This is a genomic window from Micromonospora sp. MA102, from assembly GCF_025460765.1.
Taxonomy (GTDB): Bacteria; Actinomycetota; Actinomycetes; order Mycobacteriales; family Micromonosporaceae; genus Micromonospora; species Micromonospora halotolerans.
Window position 1 is genome coordinate 161,892 of sequence record NZ_JAMWEG010000004.1, and the last position, 22,615, is coordinate 184,506.

The window sequence follows — 22,615 nt, forward strand, 5'->3', positions numbered from 1 at the left end:
TGGAGGGGCGGCGGGCTGAACGGCCAGAGGGGCAGTGCACCCCTGTCGGCGGGGGACCGTTCTCATCTAGGTTCAGCCGCATCGGCTGGATTAGACGGACGTCACTGCGACGGCCGGTCGGCCGGCTCTCTCCCCTCATGCCCCACGAACGGAGTGGCATGCACACATTTCCACGGAACGGGTCACGCCGACGCCTACTCGTCGCGCTGCCCGCCATCGCCCTCGCCGCCACGTCGCTGACCGTGACGGGCAGCGCGGCCGCCCAGACGTCCGGCCCCGCGCCGGTCAGCGTCGGAGCGGACGAGTACTACATCAACTACGCCGAGCCCGAGGTGCAGCCGGACACCGGCGGCAAGGAGATCAAGGGCCGGGACGGCGTCTTCACCTCGGCGGCGGACGAGGCCCGGGCCTACGACCGCAAGTACGCCGCCGGCAACCCCGTCGCCGCGCGGGAGCTGGCCCGGGTGGAGGCCAAGGCGATCCGGACGGGCCAGAGCCCGCGCCGGATCAAGCAGGCCAAGAGCACCCAGACCGCCAAGCTGCTGACCCTGCTGGTCGAGTTCAACGACAAGGCGAACGACGACTTCACCAACGTGATGGTCCCCAGGACCGTCTTCGAGGACCGGACCTGCGTCCCGGGCACGGTCCAGAACGGGCCGCGGCACAACACGATCCCCAACCCGGCCACGCTGCCGCACAAGGACAACAACTCGATGTGGGTGCCGGACTTCTCGCCGGCCCACTACGACAAGATGCTCTACACCAAGACGGGCATCACCGAGCGGGTCCGCAAGGACCTCAAGGGACCGGACGGCAAGCCGGGCATCAGCCTCGCCGGGCGGACCATGCACAACATGTACCTGGAGATGTCCAAGGGCGCGTACACCGTGGACGGGCAGGCGAGCCCGTGGATAACGGTGCCGCACTCGGAGGGCTGGTACGCGGCCTCCCGCTGCTTCCAGGACGAGAACGGCAACTGGGTCGCCGGGCGTGAGCAGTCGATGAACGGCCACCCGGACAACCCGCAGGGCGCGGGCCGGCTGGCCACCGACGCCATCGACGCGCTGGCGGCCGCGGACCCGAGCTTCCCGTGGGCCGACTACGACATCGAGGACCAGAGCGACCGGGACGGCGACGGCAACGTCCACGAGCCGGACGGCGTGATCGACCACCTGGTGCTGGTGCACGCCAACCAGGGCAAGTCCCGCGGCGGCGGCGACGTGGGCGTCTACTCGGTGTGGGCGCACTCCTCGACCGTGGCCGGCGGCTACACGATCCCCGGCACCAACCTGAAGGTGTCGAACTACATCGTGCAGCCGGAGGACGCGGGTGTGGGCGTGTTCGCCCACGAGTTCGGCCACGACCTCGGCCTGCCGGACCTCTACGACACCTCCGGCAACGCCGACTCGGACGTCGACTTCTGGGACCTGATGGCCTCGGGCTCGCACACTGGCGAGATCTTCCAGGCGCTGCCGACCCACATGGGCCTCTGGGACAAGTGGGTGCTCGGCTGGGCCGACCCGCTGGAGGTCAGCGCAGGTGACCACTCGCGGCTGGTCAAGCTCGGCCAGACGTCGCGGACGCCGGTCGGCACCGAGGACGGCATCAAGATCGACCTGCCGGACAAGGTGATCACGCTCGCGCAACCGCACAGCGGCGCCAACATGTGGTACTCCGGCGCCGACCAGGCCTGGGCGGACGTCAAGCTGAGCCGGACGGTGACCGTCCCGAACGCCGCGGACGCGAAGTTCTGGATGTGGAACAACTACGTCATCGAGGCCGACTGGGACTACGGCTTCGTCGAGGTGTCCACCGACGGCGGCAACACCTGGACCGAGCGGAAGGTGTACGACGACACCGGCAAGCTCGTCACCACCGACGACGGCTACGCCGACCCGAACGGGCGGATGGTCGACTTCGGCAACAAGAAGTACGGCCTGACCGGCACCACCGGCGGCTGGCGGCACGACTACGTCGACCTGTCGTCGTACGCCGGCCAGACCGTCCAGGTCCGGCTGCGGTACGCCACCGACGAGGCGTTCCAGGAGCGCGGCTGGTTCGTCGACGACCTCTCGGTCACCGGCGGCGGCGCCACCACGTGGAGCGATGACGTCGAGGGCGGCGCCAACGGCTGGACCCAGACCGTTGGCACCTTCACCGACACCACCGGCGCGGGCTGGCACGTCGACTCGGGCACCCAGGTCAAGGCGCACTACTACCTGGCCGAGTGGCGCAACTTCGACGGCTTCGACAAGGGCCTGAAGTACGCGTACGACACGGTCTACTCGCACGAGGCGTGGAAGGTCGACCGGATCGCGTACAACGCCCCGGGCATGCTGGTCTGGTACCGGGACACCGAGCTGGGCGACGTCAACCACGTCACCGCGCAGATGACCGCGCTGCCCAGCTACGGGGCCAAGGGCGGTCTGCTGATCGTCGACTCGCACAACGACCCGCTGCGCCGCAAGGGCGAGGCGGCCGTCAAGGACCCGTCGGTGCTGGACAACCTGCCCAGCCGCCCGCAGTCGTCCAACGCGGCCTTCACCCTGAAGCCGACGTACCCCTTCCGGGAGTGCCTGGAGGCGGCGGACGAGCCGTACAGCGAGTACTGCACGAAGTTCCCCGCGCAGGCGCCGGTGAAGGGATTCACCGACGCCAAGGGGTGGTACCCGGGCATCGAGATCCGGGACGGCTCCGCGTACGCCCGGGACAACGACGCCTCGGTGGTCGTCCCGTCGAAGGGCAACGCGCAGTACACGACCCGGGTGGTCAACCCGGACGGCACGCCGGCGACGGACTACTACGGTTCGACGCTCGGCGGCGGGGCCATCGTGCTGGGCACCGGCAACCCGCGTGACTCGGGCGTCGCGTACGGCGTCTCGATCACCATCAAGTGGGCGGCCCGGGACAACGCGTACGCCATGGTGTGGGTGACCCCACCGAAACCGTGACCTGACACGCCGAGGCGCGTCGGAACACCACGGCGGGGCCCGTCTGGAGCACACTGCTCCGGACGGGCCCCGCCCTTCTTACGCGCGGACAGTTTTTCGCTGCGGTCGTGTGACATTTTCCCGCGCCGTTGCGCTCCCCTTTGGGGACCTCATAATCGCCGTCACGCTAGGTGATCGTGGCCGAAACGTAATGTGAACCGGCAGTCGATCGCTGGACGCTTTCGCCCCGATTTGACCAGGAAAAGAAGCCGAATCATCGGGTGATTGACCGGTGACAACGATGCAAACACCTGCCATTGTGAGTGACGCATGACATGACAGTGATGGCTTTGGCTGCCTCTGTCATGTAACAGATCCACAAAGGAGGAGGACCTTTGAGGAGACGAGTCACAGTGGGCCTGGCCTCGGCTGCGGCCGCACTGCTGGCAGCCGGTGTCGTCACGACGCCGGCGTCCGCCGCCCCGGCCGCGGAGCCCACCCCCGGCGTCGAGAAGGCGAAGCACGGCAAGGACAACCTCCCGGACGCGAAGGCGGACCAGAACCGGGAGCTCCGGAAGCAGGCGATCTCCGACCTGCTGACGGGCAAGGCCAAGCTTCAGACGCGCAACGGCTCGAAGGTCATCCAGGTCAAGGACGACCTCTTCGTCGAGTACCAGCAGGCCCCGAAGACCGATCCGATCTTCACGATGCTGGTCAACTTCGGCGACAAGACCGACCCCCGCACCGGTGGAGCTGCCGGCCCGGTGGTCAACCAGATCCCCGAGCCGGACCGCAACTGGGACGGCAGCTCCACCGACGACAACAGCACCCTGTGGCGCTCCGACTTCCACCGCGAGCACTACATGGACATGTTCTACGGTGAGGGCGAGTCGTTCCGGGACTTCTACCTCAAGCAGTCGGGTGGCCGGTACACCGTTGGCGGCGACGTCAGCGACTGGATCACCGTCCCGTTCAACGAGGCGCGGTACGGCAGCAACAACATCTCCGAGGCCGACGGCTACTGGAACTTCATCAAGGACACCGCCACGTCCTGGTATGACACCCAGGCGAAGGCCGGCAAGACGCCGCAGGAGATCAAGGACTACCTGAAGCAGTTCGACGTCTGGGACCGGTACGACTTCGACGGCGACGGCAACTTCAACGAGCCCGACGGCTACATCGACCACTTCCAGGCGGTGCACGCCGGTGAGGGCGAGGAGGCCGGCGGCGGCGCCGAGGGCGAGGACGCCATCTGGTCGCACCGCTGGGCGGCGTTCCCCAACCTCGAGGGCAAGGCCGGCCCCGCCGGCAACCTGGCCGGTGGCGTCCAGATCGGCGACACCGGGCTCTGGATCCGTGACTACACCACGGAGCCGGAGAACGGCGGCCTCGGCGTCTTCGCCCACGAGTACGGTCACGACCTCGGTCTGCCGGACCTGTACGACACCGCGGGTGGCGACAACGGCGTCGGCTTCTGGAGCCTCATGTCCTCGGGTTCGTGGCTGAGCCACGGCACCGACGACATCGGCTCGACCCCGGGCTACATGGACCCGTGGTCGAAGCTCTTCCTCGGCTGGCTGAACCACTCGACCGTCGACTACGGCTCGGGCACCACCCAGGTGACCCTCGGCCCGGCGGGCGACAGCGACGGGCCGAAGGCCCAGGCGGTCGTGGTGAACCTGCCCGCGCAGACCCAGACCACGAACTACAACACGCCGTTCGGCGGGTCGTACGAGTGGTGGGGCGGCAGCGCGGACGACCTGAACTCCTCGCTGACCCGCACCCTGGACCTGACCGGCGCGACGTCCGCGTCGATCACCGCGAAGGCCCAGTGGGACATCGAGGAGGACTACGACTACCTCTACGCCGAGGTGTCGACCGACGGCGGCGCCACCTGGGCCGCCCTGTCCAACTCGCTGATCGACGCCGGTGAGACCGGTGTCGACGGCTCCACCAGCGGCAACTGGGTCGACCTGACCTACGACCTGTCGGCGTACGCCGGCAAGAGCGTGACGTTCCGCTACCGCTACGCCACCGACGGCGGCGTGCACCTGGCCGGCCCGTTCCTGGACAACGTCTCGCTGACCAAGAACGGCACGGTCGCCTGGACCGACGACGCGGAGACCCTGGCCGCGGAGTGGACCGCCAAGGGCTGGACCCGGATGGGCGGCTCCGTGACCGACTCCTACCCCCGCTTCTACATCGCCGAGAACCGGACCTACTTCGGTTACGACGACACGCTGCGGACCGGTGGGTACAACTACGGGTTCGCCAGCCGTCCGAACTGGGTGGAGCGGTTCTCCGTCCAGCCGGGCATGCTGGTCTGGTACGTGAACTACGCGTACGGCGACAACAACACGTCGGCGCACCCGGGCTACGGTTTGAACCTGCCGGTCGACGTTCGGCCGGGCAAGATCCAGGTCGGCGGCGTCGGCACCATCACCAACCGGCGCAACGGCTACGACGGCACCTTCAGCCTGTACGCCAAGCCGGCGCAGACCTTCCACCTGAGCGACGTGGCGGTCACCGTGCCGAAGCTCGACCCGACGCCGGTGTTCAGCGACAGCGGGGTCAACAAGTACTGGAACAGCAACAACCCGTGGAACTCGGTGAAGGTCGCCGGCACCGGCACCAAGATCGAGATCCTGAAGCAGGGCACCACCCCGACCAGCGACATGGTCGTCAAGATCAGCAACTGATCGGGTAGCACCACAAGGGAGGGGCCGTCGGCGGTGACGCCGGCGGCCCCTTTCGCGTACCCCGAAGCCTTTCGCCCCAGCTCATGACAGCCGATCGACCGATTCTGATGTGACGGTGCGGAGCGTTCCCGTCAAAAAGTTGCTACAAATCGACGCGTGTGTCTTCCCACGCGTCACGGGAGTGTTTATCTTCACCAGTGGTCCCACTTGTGGGACGTTCCACCGGCCCGTACCCCCGTTGGGCCGGTTCCCTCACACCGGAGGTACCACGTGCGCAAAGTCGCAGTGGGTCTGCTCGGGCTTTCGCTGACGGCGACGGGATTGGTGGCCGGCACTGCCGCCAGCGCCGCGCCGACGCCGAAGCTGCCGACTGCCGCTCCGGCGGCCGCCGAGCCGCAGGCCCCTCACGATCTGCCGGACAAGCTCGAGGACAAGCGGCGGGCACTCCGCCAGGAGGGCCTCAGCGAGGTCCTGTCCGGCCGGGCCAAGGCCCAGAAGATCAACGGCAGCACCGTCGTCAAGGTCGGCGAGACCGCCGGCGGCGCGGCGGCGGCGGCCGGCGCCCGGACCGCCAAGGCGGGCAAGAAGGACCAGTACGTCGAGCTGGCCCGGGAGCGGACCGACAAGATCTTCGTGATCCTCGCCGAGTTCGGCGACGACCGCGACCCGGCCTACCCGGACAAGGACATCAACCCGGACATCGCGGGTCCCACCGGGTACGACGGTCCGCAGCACAACGAGATCCCGCAGCCCAACCGGGCGGTGGACAACTCCACCGTCTGGCAGGCCGACTACAGCGCCGAGCACTTCCGGCAGCTGTACTTCGGCACCAACCCGGGCGACGAGTCGCTCAAGCAGTACTACGAGGCCCAGTCGTCCGGCCGCTACACCGTCGACGGCACGGTCACCGACTGGGTGAAGGTCAAGTACAACGCCGCCCGGTACGGCCGCTCGGACGACCCGAAGGCCGACGACGACCCGACGGGCGACCCGGCGGTCTGCGCGGACAACGTCTGCCCGAACACCTGGGACCTGATCCGCGACGCCGCCAACCAGTGGGTCGCCGACCAGAAGGCCAAGGGCCGCACCGACGCCCAGATCAAGGCCGACATGCAGTCGTTCGACCAGTGGGACCGGTTCGACTACGACGGCGACGGCAACTTCAACGAGCCGGACGGCTACATCGACCACTTCCAGATCGTCCACTCCGGCGGCGACCAGGCCGACGGTGACCCGCACCAGGGTGAGGACGCCATCTGGAGCCACCGCTGGGCGGCGTACAACACCTCCCGCGTGGGTCCGCCGAACTTCCCGATCGGCGGCACCCAGATCGGCAACACCGGCATCTGGATCCGCGACTACACGATCCAGCCGGAAAACGGTGGCCGTAGCGTCTTCTACCACGAGTACGGCCACGACCTGGGCCTGCCGGACGACTACAACAACATCAACGGCGGCGACAACAACAACGAGCACTGGACCCTGATGGCCCAGAGCCGGCTCGGTGGCAAGAACGACGAGGGCATCGGCGAGCGCGGTGGCGACCTCGGCGCCTGGAACAAGCTCCAGCTCGGCTGGCTCGACTACGAGGTGATCAAGGCCGGGCAGAAGCGCGACCTGGACCTGGGCCCGGAGGAGTACAACTCCAAGAAGGCGCAGGCCGCGGTCGTGGTGCTGCCACAGCGGGAGTACACCTTCCAGTACGGCGCTCCGTTCGAGGGCACCAAGCAGTACTTCTCCGGTAACGACGACGACCTGAACAACACCATGACCAGGACGTTGGACTTCACCGGGAAGACCTCGGCGTCGCTGTCCATGAAGGGCCGCTTCAACATCGAGACCGGCTACGACTACCTCTTCTTCGAGGCGTCGACGGACGGCGGCAAGACCTGGGCCGCGCTGAACGGCACGGTCAACGGCAAGCCGATCCCGCCGGTGTCCAACACCGACCCGACGCCGGGCCTCACCGGCAGCAGCGCGGGCAAGTGGGTGGACATCAACATCCCGATGGACGCGGTGGCCGGCAAGGTCGCGCAGTTCCGCTTCCACTACGTCACCGACGGTGGCGTGGCCTCGGGCGGCTTCTTCGGTGACGCCATCACGGTGACCGCCGACGGCCAGACCCTGCTCAGCGACGGCGCCGAGACCGGTGCCGGCGACTGGGCGCTCGCCGGCTGGAGCATCACCGGCGAGAGCTACACCCGGCTCTTCGACAACTACTACATCGCGGGCAACCGGTCGTACGTCTCGTACGACAAGTACCTGAAGACCGGCCCGTACTACTTCGGCTACGCGAACACCCGCCCGGACTGGGTGGACCACTACGCGTACCAGGAGGGTCTGCTGATCTCGTACTGGAACCTCCGGTACGCGGACAACGACACCTTCGAGCACCCGGGTGAGGGTCGCAACCTCTACATCGACGCCCACCCGCGGCCGATCTACAACCTGACCGGCGCCCCGTGGCGGGCCCGCGTCCAGGTCTACGACGCGCCGTTCAGCCTCAAGAAGGCCGACTCGTTCACGCTGCACATCAACAGCCAGCCGCAGTACATCCGTGGCCAGGCCGCGCAGCCGCTGTTCGACGACACCGACCAGTACTGGTACCCGGAGCTGCCGAACCACGGCGTCAAGCTCCCGGCCACCGGCGTCAAGATCAAGGTTCTCAAGCAGGACGGCACCTCGATGAAGGTCCGCTTCTCCTGAGCCGCTGATCACCGCTACACCCCGCGATGCCCGGGCAGGTCACCTGCCCGGGCATCGCCCTTTCCGGCACCCGGGCCGCCCACGGCCGGTCCGGCGATGTCCCGGAGAATCCCCTGATCCTCCGCACCTGCGGGGCTGCCTGCGCGGTGCCGGCCCTAGGCTGTGCCCCATGACCGACCAGCGTGGCGGACCCGCCGACGAGTCCTGCGTGCTCCCCGAGGGGCCGTGGACGCACCGGTTCGTGGGCGCCAACGGCAGCCGGTTCCACGTCGTCGAGGCCGGCACCGGCCCCGTGGTGCTCTTCCTGCACGGCTTCCCCGAATACTGGTACGCCTGGCGCGAGATGCTGCCGGCCGTCGCCGACGCCGGCTTCCGTGCGGTAGCGGTCGACCTGCGCGGCTACGGCGCGAGCGACAAGCCACCCCGGGGGTACGACGGCTACACCCTCGCCGCCGACGTGGCCGGGCTGATCCGCGCCCTCGGTGAACGGTCGGCCACTCTGGTCGGCAGCGGCGCAGGCGGCCTCGTCGCCTGGACCGCCGCCTCCTTCCACCCCACCCTGGTCCGGCGGCTCGTGGTGCTTGCCGCACCGCACCCACTCCGGCTGCGGGCCGCCCTCTTCGCCGACCCGCGCGGCCAGTTCACCGCGTCCACTCCCACGCTGAAGTTCCAGCTCCCCCGCTACGAGCACGTGCTGACCCGCGACGACGCCGCCGAGGTGGAGGCGATGCTGCGCCGCTGGGGCGGGCCGCGCTGGGTGAACGGGCCCGACTTCGACGCGTACGCCCGCTGCTGCCGGGTGGCCATGCAGATCCCGCAGGCGGCGTTCTGCGCCATGGAGGGCTACCGCTGGGCGTTCCGGTCGGTGCTGCGCCTGCACGGCTACCGGTTCGTCCGGCTCATGCAGAAACCGCTGGTCACCCCGACCTTGCAGCTGCACGGCGCGCTCGACCGGGCCTCGCTGCCCCGCACCGCCCAGGGCTCCGGCCGCTACGTCACCGCCCCCTACGAGTGGCGGCTCCTCGACGGCGTGGGCCACTTCCCCCACGTGGAGGCCCGGGACCTGGTGCTCGGCGAGATCCTGCGGTGGACGAAATCCTGACTCAGACCCGCTGCTCGCGCAGGTCGGTCACCTCGCTGGCGGGCGCCCAGCCCTGGTAGACGCCGAAGTCGAAGGCCTCCAGCCCCATCTTCTGGGCCACCGGCCAGCGGCCGCCCGTGTACTCCACCCGCAGCCACCCGTCGTGCTCGGCGAGCACGATGAACGGCTGCCCCTGCCAGGTGCAGGTGGTCCGCACGTACGCCAGGTTCTCGACCTCGGCCGCCGGCACCACCCGGACGTGCCGGCCGGGGCGCACCTCGGTGAAGCCCTCGCCCGGTTCCGGCTGGTACAGGCGGACGTCACCGCCGTCCGGGCTGGCCTGGTACTCCCGGCCCCGCCAGCGGGCCACGTAGCCGTCGCGGGTCACGCGTCGTCCGCCTTGACCCAGAGCAGCGCGTCGGTGTCGAGCACGGCGACCACCCGCTCGCTGCGATCCGCGTCGATCCGCCACAGCTCGGCGCCGTGCGGCAGCCGGGCGCTGTCCACCTTGAACTCGGCGACCACGTCGCTGCTCTCCCCCGGCGCGAAGCCGTTGCCGCGGAACGGCGGCCGCTCGATGACCCAGCCCTCCATGGCTCGCATCGCGGCCTCGTGCTGCCCGCCGTACGGGATGCGGTAGAGGCTCGGCCGGTAGGCCGGCCAGCGGAGCACGTAGATCTCCTCGGCGTCCCGGGAGAACGGCGAGCCGGGATGGCCGAGGCCGAGCGCGTCGTACAGCTCGGCCGGGGTGCCGAGGTGGGCCAGTTCGCTGGCCCGGTGCACGAAGCCGGAGACCCGGTCGTAGCCCCGCTCCAGGTAGTAGGCCAGCTGGCTCGGTGCGATCGCCTTCTGCATGGCCACCGGCCGCGTCGGGTCCACCGGCGGCGGGGCCGGCCGGGATTCGGCCGCCGGCGCCGGTGCGGTGGCAGGCGGCTCCGGCTCGGTCTCGGGATCGTCGCCCAACCCCACCTCGGCGGCCCAGTTGGCGAGCGCGAGAACCTGCTCCCCCGGATACGTCGCCCCGACCGGCGTGCCCGGGTTCACGGCGAACGACCAGCTCACGTCCGGCCACCGGCGGATGAGCTGGACGAACTTGACCCGTACCGTCTCGACCGGACCGCCGGCCCGATCCGCCAGGCGTTCGGCGGAGGTGTGGACGACCACGTAGGTCCCGCCGTCGATCTGCTCCGTACGCCAGACGAAGCCGGCGTCCCCCGGACGGCTGCCCGCCGCCGATTCGGGTGCGACCGGCAGCAGCACCCGGGCCAGCAGCAGCGTGGTGAGGAAGCCGTCGGTGCTGCCGCTGCCGGCCGCGGTCAGCAGTTCCTCCTCCACCTCGTTCGCCGGCACGAAGTCGGCCTCCGCGGTGCGGCCCGTGTCGCCCGCCGGGGACGGGATGCCAACCGCCGCCTTCTCCGTCGACACGGGCCCGGCGGCGGCCGTCGGCGCGAACACCGACGTGGTCGGCTCCTCCGCCGCGGTCGGCGCGAACACCGAGGTCATCGGGTCGTCGGCGGTGGTCGGCGCGAACACCGGCGGCGCCGGCTCGCCGGTGGCGGCCGGCGCGGTCGGCTCGAACAGCGAGGCGGCCGGCTCGGCCGGCGGGAACGCCGACGTGGTCGGCTCAGCCGGGGGTGAGGTCGGCGCGAACAGCGTGGTGGTCGGCTCGGGCGCCGGGGAGGTCGGCGCGAACAGCGTGGTGGTCGGTTCGGGCGCCGGGGAGGTCGGCGCGAACAGCGACGTGGTCGCCTCGTCCGCCGGCGCGACCCGGTCCGGCGAGGACGCCGCCGGAGCGTACGGCGCCTCCAGCGGCACCGTCCGCTCGTCCGGCGGCGCGCCGGCATCGTCGCCCGGGCCGGCGGGGGTGAACAGTGACGGGCGCGGGTCGTCCGCCGGGCTCGGCCCCGCCGGGCCGAACATCGGCACGGTCGGCTCGCCCGGCGCTCCGAACGGCCGCTCCCCCAGATCGGCGGGCGCGGTGGCGACACGGCCGGGGGCGGGCGAGGCGGGCGGATCGACCGTCAGCGGCAGGGTGGGGTCGGTGGGCCCGGCCCAGGGCACCGTGGGGCCACCGTCGGTCCCGGAGGCGGCCGGCGCCGCAGCCGCCATCGCGGCCGCCGCCGCGGGCACCGTGTACGGCTCGGGCGGCGCACCGACGGTGGGAGGCGGGGACGGCACGGTCAGGTCGCGGGACTCGATGACGGTGCCCTCGATGACGATCGGGGTGAAGCCCCGACGCGGCGCGGGCGGGCTGGACACCGGCTCGGCGATGGATGGCGGAAGCTCCTCGGCCTCCGCGAGGCCGCCCGGGCCGGGGATCGGTGGGGTGCGCTCGTCCGGGCCCGGTCCGTCGCCGGCGACCGCGTGCCGGCGGGGCAGCGCCTGGGTGGTCTCGGCGGGCGGGGCGGCGGGGCGGAACGGCCGGCCCGGTTCCGCCGGCCGGTGGGCCGGCGCCGGTTCGGCGGAGTCCACCCGGAACGCCTGGGTCGGCTCCTCCGGCACCGGCTCGTTCAGCGGGCGCCGGCGCGGGAAAGGCTGGCCGCCGCCGGCGAACCGGGAGGGCGGTACGGCCCGGTCCCCGCCGTGGCGCGGTGTGTCGAGCGGCGAGGGCCGCCGGGGCGAGCGGCCCGGGGTGGGCTCGAAGAAGGACCGGGCGGGTGGCGGCGCGGGCTCGGCCGGCCCAGCGTTGGCCGGCCCGGAGCGGCCGGTGTCGGCGAACGGGTCGGACTCGTCGGGGCGCCGGCGCAGGTCGGTGAGCCAGCCGGCGAGGTTGTCCAGGCCCGGATCGGCGGCGGCCGGACCCGCGGGCCGCGCGTCGTCGGGCGTACGGCGGCCGAACGGGCGGGTCGACCGGCCGTTCGCCGGTTCGGGCCGGAGGGCCGGCGGCGGGGTGGCCGGGTCGGGGTGGAGGGACGGCGGCGGGGTGGCCGGCTCGGGGACGGCGGGCCGGGTGCTCGGGGCGGGCACGGTGGGGATCGGGACGGTCGCCGGCTCGGGGACGGCCGAACCGCGTCCGGCGCGGACCGGCTCGGGCGGGGTCCGCCCGCCGGGCGCCGGCGGCGGGACGTCCCGGCCCGCTGCGGACGGGCCACCGCGGGCGGCCCGGGTGGCGCTCTCCACCCGCTCCAGGCGGGCCCGGGCGCCCATGGTCCGGCCCGGCAGCCGGACGTCACCCCGGGCGAGTTGCGCGACGAACCAGGCCGGCAGGTAGCCCTCGATCGGCAGGCCGGGGTTGACCGCGAGCCACCACTCGTGGTTGGGCCAGTCGGCGGCCAGGTCGGCGTAGGGGAGGCGGCGGGTGGCGCCGGCGTTGTCGCCCAGGCAGGCGCGCAGCGCGGCGGCGGACGTGAAGGCCAGCACGTGCGTGCGGCCGCCGGTCGTCCAGGTGCCCCAGCCCGCCGGGCCCTGCCCGGGGAGCGTCTCCGCGGCGACCGGCAGGAACAGCTCCAGGCGGGTCAGAATGCGGAAGTAGAGCTGCTGGTCCTGTGCGCGCAGCGCATCGCGCATCGCCACCTCGGCCTCGGTGGCCGGTTCCCATCCGGTCACGGCCACCTCTCCTTCCGCGAACAGGCCACAGGCATCGCCTACAACCTACAAGGTGGTAACAAGATCACAAATGCCTGGTTGGCGGCGGTCGGCCGGGGCGCCGGCAAGGCGCTAACATCCCGTTCCGGAGTCGACACGATACGGAGGCCGTCGATGTCCCGGCCCACCGCGCGCCCGGCCCTGGCCGTCCTGGCCGCCTTCCTCGTCGTCGGGTTGCCGGCCGCCCCGGCCTCGGCCCGCGCGCCCTCGGCCTGCGCCGCACCGCCCGCGCCGGCCCGTCCCGTCGCGGAGCAACCGTGGCCGCAGCAACGGTACGCGCCGGACCGGCTCGCCCCGCTCGCCACCGGCGCCGGTGTGGTGGTCGCGGTGGTCGACTCGGGGGTGGACCGGTCCCACCCGCAGCTCACCGGCCGGGTCCTCGACGGCGCCGACTTCCTCGACCCGGGCGGCGACGGCACCCGCGACTGCGCCGGGCACGGCACCGGCGTGGCGAGCCTGATCGCCGCCGCGCCCCGGCCGGGCGTGGCCTTCCGGGGGCTCGCCCCGGGTACCCGCATCCTCCCCGTACGCGTCAGCGAACAGCAGGTCGTCGACGGGCGGGAGTCGGGGCGTACGGTCGGGGCCGCCGACTTCGCCCGGGCCATCCGGTGGGCGGTGGACCACGACGCCGACGTGGTCAACCTCTCCGTCGTGCTGTACGCGGACAGTCCCGCCGTCCGAGCGGCGGTCGCCTACGCGGTGCGGCGGGACGTGGTGGTGGTGGCCGCCGCCGGCAACCTGCACGACAGCGGTGACCCCAGGCCGTACCCGGCCGCGTACGACGGGGTGCTCGGGGTGGGTGCGATCGGGGTGGACGGCACCCGGGCCGCCTTCTCCCAGACCGGCCCGTACGTCGACCTGGTCGCCCCGGGCAGCGACGTGCTGATGGCGGCACCCCGGCAGGGCCACCACCGGGCGGAGGGGACGAGCTACGCGGCGCCCTTCGTGGCCGCCACGGCGGCGCTGCTCCGGCAGTATCACCCCGAGCTGGGCGCGGCGGAGATCGCCCGGCGGATCGTGGCCGGCGCCGACCCGGCCCCGGGGCGGGAGGACGGCTACGGCGCCGGGGTGCTGAACCCGTACCGTGCGGTGACCGAGTCACCGGTCGTCGCGGCGGCTCGCCCCCGGGCCGGGGCCGCGTTGCCGGTCGACCGGCCGGACCCGGCGGAGCTGGCCCGGGAGGCCCGCCGCACCTCGGCCCGGACCCGGGCGCTGCTGGCGGCCGCCGCGACCGGTGCCACGGCCCTGGCGGTGGTGCTGTTCGCCGTGGTGCTGCCCCGGGGGGCGCGCCGCCGCTGGCGCCCGGCCGGCCCGGCCTGACCCGCGCCGCCGCGGGCACCCGGCCGGCCCGGCCTGACCCGCGCCGCCGCTGCGGCCTGCCGGCGGACAGCGAAGGGGCGGCGCGGGCCGGAGCCCGTGCCGCCCCCGGCGGTCACTGGAACAGATTGACGTTGCGCTTCTCGGTGTCGAGGTAGTCGGCCGCGGAGTCCTCCACGGCCAGCTTGATGTCGCGCAGCATGGCCTGGAGGTCCTGCGAGGCGGCCCGCCAGCGGGCCTGCCGCTGCTCGTACGCCTCGCGCGCCTCACCGGACCAGCTCCCGACCAGCGGGGCGGCGTCGCGTTCGAGCTGCCCGAGCTGGCTCTCGAGGGTGGTCAGCGCCCTCTGGATGTCGGCGCCGGCCTGTTGCAGGGCGGCGAAGTTGACGACCAGCACACCGTGGTCCATCGATCGGTCCTTCCGGTCAGAGGGGCAGCTGGATGCCGCGGTTGGTGCCCGCCACGCGGCCGGCGGCCTCGGTGTCGGACACGTCGTAGTGCCGGCCGGCGGTGCGGATCGCCGTCGCGGTCTCCCGCAGCGCCCGCTGCAGGGCCTTCTGGTCCTGCGCCCACTGCTGCTTGACCTGCTCGAAGGAGCGCCCACCGGCGCCCCGCCAGGCCTGCTGCAACACCTCCAGCTCGGCCATGAGGCCGCTGAGCATGGTCTGCAACGACTGGTCTACCTGCTCGAACTTCGCGGCGGTGTGCTGCATCACCGCGGCTTCTGCCTGAGTCTGGGACACCCCGGACGTCACCTCGTCTCCTCGGTCGTGGCTGGCCGCCGGAACGACCACCGTGGACTCGCCGGAGCGCACCACCGGAGAAGGGGGGAAGGGGACGGCCGGCGCGCTCGGCGGAACTCGTCGCTGACGGTAGCCGTCCGACTCCGGTTCTGCTACCCCTCCGGGCTCCCCTGTGGACGGCGAAGCTCTACGATGAGCCACGGCGGCGTCACCCGGCGAACGGGCGGAGGAGGTGCGGTGACCGCGACCACCGTCCGGCCGGCGTCCGCCGACCCTCCACACCGGACCCGCCGCCCGGCCTCGACCGTCCGGGCCGGGCAGGTGGTGACGGCGCAGGTGGCGGTGGCCGCGCTGGTCGCAGCCGTGGGCCGGGGCGTGCTGGCGACCGCGGCCGCCCTGCTGCTGGCGGCGGTGCTGCTGCCCGCCGCCTGGGTGCGGCTCCGGGGCCGCTGGCTGTTCGAGTGGCTCGCCGTCGGCGCGGCCCACCTGACCCGGCGGCGCGCCCTCCCGGCCACCGCCGGGCCGGCGGCGCTGCTGGAGCTGGCCCGCCCCGGCGCGGTGGTGCACGCGGCCGAGCTGGCCGGCGGCCCGGCGGCGGTGCTGGAGGACGCCGCCGGGATGACCGCGCTGCTGGAGATCGGCGACCCGGACGACCTGCTCGGCGACGGCGCGCGGGAGCTGCCGCCGCCGCTCGGCCTGCTGCCCCCGGCGGGGCCGGAGAGCCCGCCGGTCCGGATCCAGCTGCTGTTCTCCGCGTCGCCCGCGCCGGCGCCCGCCGCCGGGACGGGCACGGCCGGCACCTCGTACCGGCAGCTCACCGACGGGCGGCTGGCGGCCCGGGCCCGGGTGGTGCTGGCCGTCCGGGCGCTCCGGGCCGACGGTTGGTCCGACGACGAGCTGCGCCGGGCGCTCTCCGGCACGGTCCGGCGGATCGTGCGCCGGCTCGGCCCGCTCACCGGTCGCCCCCTCGGTGGGCCCGCCGCGCTGCGCGTGGTGGCCGAACTGGCACACCACGACGCCGGGGCGCCGGTCCGGGAGAGCTGGCCGGCCGTGACCGTGGGCGGGCTGTCGCAGACCACCTGGCGGCTGCACCGCTGGCCGGACCCGCGCACCGACGCGGCACGGCGGCTGGTGCCCCGGCTGCTGGCGCTGCCGGCGACCGCCACCACCGTCTCGCTCTGCGTGGGCCCGCGGTCCGGCGCCGACCCGGCTCCGACACCGGCCGAGCTGACCGTACGCCTCGCCGCCCACACCACCGCGGAGCTGTCGGTGGCCGAACGGGCGCTGCGCCGGCTCGCCGGGGACCTCGGTGCCGAGCTGCGCCGGCTGGACGGCGAGCACCTGAGCGGGCTGGCCGCCACCCTGCCGCTGGCGGTGGCCCGGCCGGACGCACCGCCGGTCGGGCCCGAGCTGGCCGCAATGGAGTTCGCCCTCGGCGGGTCCGGGTTGATGGTGGGGGCCAACCGGCACGGCGGCGCGGTGACCGTACGCCTGTTCCGCCCCACGACGACGCGGCTGGTGCTGGTGGGTGGGGTGCGCGCGGCCCAGCTGCTGACCCTGCGGGCGCTGGCGCTCGGCGCGCGGGTGGCGGTGCAGACGGCGCGGCCCCGCGTCTGGGAGCCCTTCGTCCGCGGGGTCGGCGCGCCCGGGGGCGCGGTGCCGCTGGTCCCGCCGGGGCGGCCGGTCGGCGGCGCACCCGGCTCCCCGCTGCGCCCCCTGCTGCTGGTGGTCGACGCGGGCCCGGTGCCGCCGGAGGTCGGCCCGGCGGCGCCCTGGCAGTCCGTCCTCGTGGTCCGCGACGAGCTGACCCCGGCCGACACCGCCGCGCTGGCCCGCGCGGACCTGGCGATCCTGCAACCGCTCGACGTCGGCGAGGCGGCGCTGGCCGGCGCGGCGCTCGGCCTGGGCGGCTCGGCGGAGTGGCTGACCCGGATCCGGGACGACATGGTGGCGGTGGTGAACCGGCGGGCGCTGCGGTGGGCGCTGCTCTCGCCGACGCCGATCGAGTCGCAACTGGTCGGTCGCCCGGCCCGCCACTGAGCCGGCACGGGTTCCGCGAGTCGACGCGGCGTGGCACGATCCCGGCCATGGATTTTCTGAAGGGTCTTCTGATCCGGCTGGGCACGACGGCCGTGGCGTTCTGGTTGGCCACGCTGCTCATTCCGGGCATCACGCTGGACTCGGATTCGGCCACCGAGACGGTGACCACGCTGGTGCTCGTCGCGGTGATCTTCGGTGTGGTCAACGCGGTGCTCCAGCCGATCATCAAGACCGTCGGCTGCGGTTTCTACCTGCTGACCCTCGGTCTGATCGCGCTGGTGGTCAACGGTCTGCTGTTCCTGCTCACCAGCTGGATCGCCGGTGAGGCCGGGCTGCCGTTCCATGTGGACGGCTTCTGGCCGGCCGCGGTGCTGGGCGCGCTCTTCGTCGGCATCGTGACCTGGATCCTGGGCGCCGTCCTCGACCGCGACTGAGCCCGCACCACCCGTCGATTCCCGCCCGCCGGCCCGGTCCAGTGGGCGGGAATTGGCTGGTGAGGGCCGCCGGGGCCGCAGCTAGGGTCGGAGGGGTGTTCACTCTGACCCACCCCGACGGCTACCTGCTCACCACCGATCCGGACCGGCTCGACCTGGACCGGGTGCACCACTGGCTCTCCACCGACGCGTACTGGGCGCTCGGGCGGGACCGGGACACCGTCGCGCGGGCCTTCGCCGGGTCGATCGGCTTCGGCGTCTACCGGCCCGGGGACGGGCGCCAGGTGGCGGTGGCCCGGGTGGTCACCGACCGGGCGACCTTCGCCTGGCTCTGCGACGTCTACGTCGACCGGGCCGAGCGCGGCCGAGGGCTGGGCACCTGGCTGGCCGGCGCGGCCCGCGACCACCTCGCCGAGTGGGGCGTACGCCGGATCGTGCTGGCCACCGCCGACGCGCACGGGGTCTACGCGAAGGTCGGCTTCACGCCGGTCGAGCCGGACCGCTGGATGAAGTACGACCAGCGCGTGACCCGGCTCACCGGAAAGGAGCAAAGCGCCGCTTCACCACTTACGGTGGAGGCGTGAACCAGACCCGTCTCGGCTACCTCTACGGCTTTGGCGCGTACCTGATCTGGGGTTTCTTCCCGATCTACCTGAAGCTGCTCCGCCCGGCCGGCCCGGTGGAGATCCTCGCGCACCGGATCGTCTGGTCGGTGGTCTTCGTGGCGCTGCTGCTGGCCGTGATGCGCAACATCGGTTTCCTGCGGGCGCTGGCCCGCCGGCCCCGCGCGCTGGCCGCCATCGCGGCCGCCGCCGCGCTCATCGCGGTCAACTGGGGCACCTACATCTACGGGGTGAACTCCGACCGGGTGGTGGAGACGGCCCTCGGCTACTTCATCAACCCCCTGGTCGTGGTGCTGATCGGGGTCTTCGTGCTGCGCGAGCGGCTGCGCCCGGCGCAGTGGGCGGCGCTCGGCGTGGGTGGCCTCGCGGTGGCGGTGCTGACCGTCGACTACGGCCGGCTGCCGTGGCTGGCCCTCGTGCTGGCCTTCAGCTTCGCCGGGTACGGGCTGGTCAAGAAGCGGCTCGGGCTGCCCGCCGCGGAGGGGCTGTTCGTCGAGTCGGCGGTGCTGGCCCTGCCCGCGCTGGCGTACCTCGGCTGGCTGGGCCGGCAGGGCGAGGCGACCTTCGGGCACGGCTCGGCCGGGCACACCGCGCTGCTGGTGCTGGCCGGCGCGGCCACCGCGATCCCGCTGCTGCTCTTCGCCGGGGCGGCCAACCGCCTGCCGCTGACCGGGCTGGGCATGTTGCAGTACCTGGCGCCGATCCTCCAGCTCGGCTGCGGCGTGCTGGTCTTCCACGAGCCCATGCCGCCGGCCCGGCTGGCCGGGTTCGGCCTGGTCTGGGTCGCCCTCGTGGTGTTCACCGTGGATGCCGTCCGCCACACCCGCCGGACCCGCGCGCGGGCGCGGGCCGCCGCCCTGGTGCCCGCCGAGGCCGGCTGACCGCGCCTCAGCGGGCGTCGAAGGCGAGGACCGGGGTGCCGTCGGCGCGCACCAGTTCGAGCCGCACCAGCTCTCCGTGGGTGAAGTGGGTGGCGCCCACCACCCGGACGTTGTCGCCGGGCGCGGCCAGCCAGGTGCCGACCTGCTCCGTCGCACCGTCCGGGCCGTGCGCCACCAGCCGGAAGGTGTACGCCTCCCGGTGACCGGCGCGCTGGTCGTACCCGCAGCGCATGGTGACCTCGGTGCCCCACCTCTTGTCGGTCAGGCCGACCTCGGCGTGCAGCGGCACCGCACCGGCGACCGGCCGCATGGCCGTCATGGTCACCGGCGCCGGGGCGGTGGCCGTGGCCGTCGGCGGCGGGGCGGCCGGCGGGCGGACCAGGGACACCCCGACGCCGGCCAGCACCGCGAGCGCGGCCGCGGCGAGCGCGGTCAGCGCGTACCGGCGGCGGGACCGGGACCGCTCTCGACGCCGGCGGTCCCGCGCGGCGTCGAGCAGCGCGGGCACCCGGGACGTCTCGGTGGCGGACGGCAGGAACTGCTCCAGCCCCGCCGGGTCGAGCCGGCCCAGCAGGCCGGGCAGCACCGCGATCTCGGCCACCGCCTCCCGGCAGGACGCGCAACCGCCGAGGTGCCGCTCGTAGGCGGCCCGGTCGGCGGGGGCGAGGGCGCCCAGGACGTACGCGCCGTCGTCGTGCTCGAACTCGCAGCGGGTCATCCGGTCACCCCCATTTCGGCCAGCACCAACCGTAGTGAGCGCAGCGCGTAGTGGGTCCGCGACTTCACCGTGCCCGGCGGCACCCCGAGCCGGGCGGCCGCCTCCGCCACCGACCGCCCCTGGTAGAAGCACTCCACCAGCACCTCGCGATGGGTGGTGCTCAGCCGGTTCAGCGCCTCTGCCACGGTCCACGCCTCCACCGCGCGCTCCGTCTCGTCGACCGTCTCGGCGGGTTCGGGCAGCTCGTCGGTGTAGACCTCGCCGACCCGGGTGGACCGCCGGCGCCAGGCGTCGATGGCCAGGTTCCGGGCGGTGGTGAAGAGCCAGGCGCGGACGGAGCCACGCCGCGGGTCCAGCGACTCGGGGTGCCGCCAGGCCCGGAGCAGCGTCTCCTGCACCAGGTCCTCGGCGCGCGACCGGTCGCCGTTGACCAGCCGGAGGGCGTGCGCGAAGAGCGCGTCGGCATGCTCGTCGTGCAGCGCGCGCAGCAGTTGGGCGTCGTGGTCACTGATGGCGGTACCTCGCTTCCGGCGGCGGGGAAACCGGCGATGCGTTCGCCCCTTGATACGTGCCGTGACGCCGAACGGTTCAGCCCCAGCTCACGCCGCACGTGTGCACGTGCGGCCGCAACGGTCCCCGCCCGGTCGGGAAGGGACCCTCAGGCCGCGCCGGATCTCAGGTGTCCGCGGCGATGCCGTCGGCGACCGCGCGGGCGACCGTGAGCAGCTTGGCCCGGACCACCCGGGCGGAGGTCATCATCTCGCTGGCCGGCAGCGCGCAGGCCAGCACGACCCGGCGCTCGATGTCCTTGTCGGGGGTGACCAGCACCGCCGCGCAGGCCACTCCCTGCCGGAACTGCCCCAGCTCCAACTGCATGCCACGCCGGTCGCCGGCCGCCAGGTCGGCCTCGAACGCCTCAACGGTGGTGAGGGTGGCGCTGGTGAACGGGCGCATGCCGTATTCGCGCAGGTAGCGGAAGCGCTGTTCGGCCGTGAGGGTGGCGAGCAGGCTCTTGCCGAGCGCCGTGGCGTGCGCCCCCTCGTCGAAGCCCGGCACCAGGTCCTCCAGGTACGGCGAGCGCGGCCCCTCGGACACCGCCGTGATCGCCACCTGGCCGCCCACGAACCGGCCCAGGTAGTGACTCCAGCCGGTGTCGGCGGCGGCCCGCCGCAGCGCCTCCCCGACCGGCGGCGGCCCGCGGAACGCGGTGACCAGCTCCCGGTAGCGGTCGGCGACCTCCAGCCCCACGATGTACGTGCCGTCCTCCCGGCGGATCACGTAACCCTCGTACGCCAGCGTGCGCACCAGGTGGTAGGTGGTGGCGACGGTCAGCTCGCAGCGGCGGGCGATCTGCTTGACGGTGAGCCCCTTCGGCGCACGGCCGACCGACTCGAGCACTCGTAGCGCGCGGGAGACACTTCGGATCAGGTCCGAAGGTTCCGCCAAGGGGTCACGCACAACCACCTCCGCCGCCGGGGACTTACACCATATGAAAATCAGGCCGAGTGCGAAATGCCTGTTCGGATCGAGGATGCCAGATCACCGGGCACAGACAGTGCACCGACAGACACGATCAGCTGCCGAAACGTGGCCGGCGTAGGTTTGCCGGACCATGACCGAAACAAAGCTGCATCCCGCTCCGCCCGCGTCCCGGCGTACCCTCCGGGTCAACGCGGGCGCGATCGCCACCACGATCGCCTGCGTCCTGCCCGTCTTCCTGGTCGGTGGCCTCGCCGTGCAGATGGGCGACGACCTCGGCTTCACCCCCGCCGGGCTGGGCCTGGCCGTCTCGGTCTACTTCGGCGTCAGCGCCCTCGCCTCGGTGCCCTCCGGGGCGCTGGTCGAGCGGTACGGGCCGGCCGTGGTGGCCCGCGCCGGCATCCTGCTCTCCGCCGGCTCGCTGCTGGCCGTGGCGGGGCTGGCCCGCTCGTACCCGGTGCTGGTGGCGCTGCTCGCGCTCAGCGCCGCCGCCAACGCCCTCGGCCAGCTCGCCAGCAACGCCGCGCTGGCCCGCCACGTGCCCGCCCACCGGCAGGGGCTCTCCTTCGGGGTGAAGCAGGCCGCCATCCCGGTCTCCACCCTGCTGGCCGGCGCGGCGGTGCCGACCGTCGCGCTGACCGCCGGTTGGCGCTGGGCGTTCGTGGTGGCCGCCGTCGCGGCGCTGGCCGCGCTGCCGGCCGTACCCCCGGCCGAGCGGGACCGGGTCCGGCCCGCCGCCGCCGGCCCGGCGGCCCGGGCCACGACGGCGCTCGTGGTGGTCGGCGTGGCGGCGACCCTGGCGGCCGCCGCGGCGAACGCGCTGGGCACCTTCGTGGTCGACTCGGCGGCCGGTCGGGGGCTGTCCCCGGCGCTGGCCGGGCTCACCCTCACCCTGGGCAGCGCGGTCTGCGTGGCGGCCCGGGTGGGCGCCGGCTGGCTGGCCGACCGCCGGGAGACCGGGCACGTCGCGCTGATCGCCGGGATGCTCGTGGTGGGCGCCGTGGGGCTGGTCCTGCTCGCGGTGGCCGGCCCGGTGCCGCTGGTCGCCGGCGTGGTGCTCGCCTTCGGCCTCGGCTGGGCCTGGCCCGGGCTGATGAACTTCGCGGTGGTCCGGCTCCACCCGCAGGCCCCGGCCGCCGCCACCTCGATCACCCAGACCGGGGTGTACGCGGGCGGCTGCCTCGGCCCGCTCGGCCTCGGCACGATCGCCGACACCCTCGGCTACCCGGCGATGTGGGGCACCGCGGCGGCCGCCATGCTCCTGGCCGCCGCCTTCATGCTGGCGGGTGCCCGCCTCCTGTCCCGCTCCCCGGCCGCCTCCCGTTGATCATGAAGTTGTTGCCATCGGACACGGCGTGTCGTGGCGACAACTTCATGAT

At 73.1% G+C, this 22,615-nt stretch carries 17 protein-coding genes; 10 read left to right on the forward strand and 7 right to left on the reverse strand.

Translation table 11 applies throughout. The features are described 5' to 3' along the window. Window positions 1-158: 158 nt before the first annotated feature. From NFX44_RS10575 to NFX44_RS10590, 4 genes are all read left to right on the forward strand, one after another. On the forward strand, window positions 159-2,951 hold the full coding sequence (locus NFX44_RS10575) for an immune inhibitor A (RefSeq protein ID WP_262283325.1): 2,793 nt from the start codon (window positions 159-161) through the stop codon (window positions 2,949-2,951). Window positions 2,952-3,325: 374 nt separating this feature from the next. Next, the gene (locus NFX44_RS10580) at window positions 3,326-5,629 is read left to right on the forward strand and encodes an immune inhibitor A (RefSeq protein WP_262283326.1); all 2,304 of its coding nucleotides are present in this window, start codon (window positions 3,326-3,328) and stop codon (window positions 5,627-5,629) included. Between the two features lie 285 nt (window positions 5,630-5,914). Next, complete coding sequence (locus tag NFX44_RS10585; RefSeq protein ID WP_262283566.1) at window positions 5,915-8,335, forward strand: immune inhibitor A; 2,421 nt, start codon at window positions 5,915-5,917, stop codon at window positions 8,333-8,335. 169 nt (window positions 8,336-8,504) lie between these two features. Next, a complete protein-coding gene (locus NFX44_RS10590) occupies window positions 8,505-9,437 on the forward strand; it encodes an alpha/beta fold hydrolase (protein ID WP_262283327.1) in 933 nt (310 codons plus the stop codon). A 1-nt stretch (window position 9,438) separates the two neighbouring features. Here the strand turns inward: NFX44_RS10590 and NFX44_RS10595 are convergent, their stop codons facing one another. Together NFX44_RS10595 and NFX44_RS10600 are read right to left on the reverse strand one after the other, a co-directional pair. Further along, window positions 9,439-9,804, reverse strand: a complete 366-nt coding sequence (locus NFX44_RS10595; RefSeq protein WP_262283328.1) for a hypothetical protein — start codon at window positions 9,802-9,804, stop codon at window positions 9,439-9,441. Then, window positions 9,801-12,962, reverse strand: coding sequence for an SseB family protein (locus NFX44_RS10600; protein ID WP_262283329.1), 3,162 nt, complete (start codon window positions 12,960-12,962; stop codon window positions 9,801-9,803). Before NFX44_RS10600 ends, NFX44_RS10595 begins: the two co-directional genes overlap by 4 nt. A 153-nt stretch (window positions 12,963-13,115) precedes the next feature. On the opposite strand from NFX44_RS10600, the gene mycP reads away from it, so the two are divergent. Next, entirely contained in the window at window positions 13,116-14,321 is a 1,206-nt protein-coding gene (gene mycP / locus NFX44_RS10605) for a type VII secretion-associated serine protease mycosin (protein WP_262283330.1), read from the forward strand. Between the two features lie 112 nt (window positions 14,322-14,433). Here mycP and NFX44_RS10610 read toward each other — a convergent pair whose 3' ends face one another. After that, on the reverse strand, window positions 14,434-14,727 hold the full coding sequence (locus tag NFX44_RS10610; RefSeq protein WP_262283331.1) for a WXG100 family type VII secretion target: 294 nt from the start codon (window positions 14,725-14,727) through the stop codon (window positions 14,434-14,436). A gap of 16 nt (window positions 14,728-14,743) precedes the next feature. Next, window positions 14,744-15,061 carry a WXG100 family type VII secretion target gene (locus NFX44_RS10615; RefSeq protein WP_262283332.1) on the reverse strand — a complete coding sequence of 106 codons (318 nt, stop codon included), beginning with the start codon at window positions 15,059-15,061 and terminating at the stop codon, window positions 14,744-14,746. 321 nt (window positions 15,062-15,382) lie between these two features. On the opposite strand from NFX44_RS10615, the gene eccE reads away from it, so the two are divergent. The 4 genes from eccE to rarD all read left to right on the forward strand — a co-directional run bounded on the left by eccE (window position 15,383) and on the right by rarD (window position 19,039). After that, window positions 15,383-17,101: a type VII secretion protein EccE gene (eccE, locus tag NFX44_RS10620; protein WP_262283567.1), complete on the forward strand. Its 1,719-nt coding sequence runs from the start codon at window positions 15,383-15,385 to the stop codon at window positions 17,099-17,101. Between the two features lie 47 nt (window positions 17,102-17,148). Continuing rightward, entirely contained in the window at window positions 17,149-17,535 is a 387-nt protein-coding gene (locus NFX44_RS10625; protein ID WP_151461348.1) for a phage holin family protein, read from the forward strand. A gap of 95 nt (window positions 17,536-17,630) precedes the next feature. Next, the gene (locus NFX44_RS10630; RefSeq protein WP_262283333.1) at window positions 17,631-18,119 is read left to right on the forward strand and encodes a GNAT family N-acetyltransferase; all 489 of its coding nucleotides are present in this window, start codon (window positions 17,631-17,633) and stop codon (window positions 18,117-18,119) included. Then, window positions 18,116-19,039, forward strand: a complete 924-nt coding sequence (gene rarD, locus NFX44_RS10635) for an EamA family transporter RarD (protein WP_262283334.1) — start codon at window positions 18,116-18,118, stop codon at window positions 19,037-19,039. Before NFX44_RS10630 ends, rarD begins: the two co-directional genes overlap by 4 nt. 7 nt (window positions 19,040-19,046) lie before the next feature. On the opposite strand, the gene NFX44_RS10640 is transcribed toward rarD, so the two are convergent. The 3 genes from NFX44_RS10640 to NFX44_RS10650 all read right to left on the reverse strand — a co-directional run bounded on the left by NFX44_RS10640 (window position 19,047) and on the right by NFX44_RS10650 (window position 21,215). Continuing rightward, the gene (locus NFX44_RS10640) at window positions 19,047-19,757 is read right to left on the reverse strand and encodes an anti-sigma factor (protein WP_262283335.1); all 711 of its coding nucleotides are present in this window, start codon (window positions 19,755-19,757) and stop codon (window positions 19,047-19,049) included. Beyond that, a complete protein-coding gene (locus tag NFX44_RS10645; RefSeq protein ID WP_151461344.1) occupies window positions 19,754-20,269 on the reverse strand; it encodes a sigma-70 family RNA polymerase sigma factor in 516 nt (171 codons plus the stop codon). Before NFX44_RS10645 ends, NFX44_RS10640 begins: the two co-directional genes overlap by 4 nt. 163 nt (window positions 20,270-20,432) lie before the next feature. After that, entirely contained in the window at window positions 20,433-21,215 is a 783-nt protein-coding gene (locus NFX44_RS10650; protein ID WP_262283336.1) for an IclR family transcriptional regulator, read from the reverse strand. A gap of 154 nt (window positions 21,216-21,369) precedes the next feature. Here NFX44_RS10650 and NFX44_RS10655 point away from each other — a divergent pair, with 154 nt between their 5' ends. Next, the gene (locus tag NFX44_RS10655) at window positions 21,370-22,563 is read left to right on the forward strand and encodes an MFS transporter (RefSeq protein WP_262283337.1); all 1,194 of its coding nucleotides are present in this window, start codon (window positions 21,370-21,372) and stop codon (window positions 22,561-22,563) included. Window positions 22,564-22,615 lie beyond the last annotated feature (52 nt).